Annotated in this window: 1 protein-coding gene; it reads left to right on the top strand. The window is 33.1% G+C overall.

Annotation, left to right across the window (positions count from 1 at the left end):
• Positions 1-108: 108 nt before the first annotated feature.
• Positions 109-540: glycosyltransferase (locus HW561_RS23515; protein ID WP_235963053.1), on the top strand; the 432-nt coding region annotated here is incomplete at its 3' end.

Raw genomic sequence — 540 nt, 5'->3', positions numbered from 1 at the left:
GAATATGCTCGAATCTAAATTCAACTTCAATGTTGAATGGTATGTACGCAAACTTTATCTCAAATTCAAGAGTAATAAAGTATTTAAGGATATTAGAAAGTGGATAAAATGAAGAATGTTTTACACATTCAACTATTGCCATTGCTCACAAGTGTACAACGAGTGAGTCTAAGCGAAATTGTTGAAGTGTATGAAAACAATCCGGAGAAATATAATTTCTCTGTTGCATGCAATGGTAAAGGTCCGTTAACCCTTAAACTTGAGGAGTTTGGTATAGACTACTTTATAATTCCTGAGTTAAAAAGAAATGTAGAACCAGTAAGCGATTTTAGAGCTGTTTTTAAATTATATAAGATTATCAAACATAATAAGTTTGATATTGTCCATACTCACTCTTCTAAAACTGGTTTTTTAGGGCGTATTGCTGCCCGATTATCAGGTACGCCTTTGGTTATACATACGGTACATGGCTTTTCTTTTCCAATGACAACTAATCGGTTTGCAAAGTTTGTCTTCTTTGTAATGGAATGGTTTGCAAAG

It is taken from the genome of Ruegeria haliotis, assembly GCF_013377785.1.
GTDB classification, from domain to species: Bacteria; Pseudomonadota; Alphaproteobacteria; order Rhodobacterales; family Rhodobacteraceae; genus Ruegeria; species Ruegeria haliotis.
Note: the sequence above shows the minus strand (reverse complement) of the source record. Positions and strands in the feature narration are given on the sequence as shown.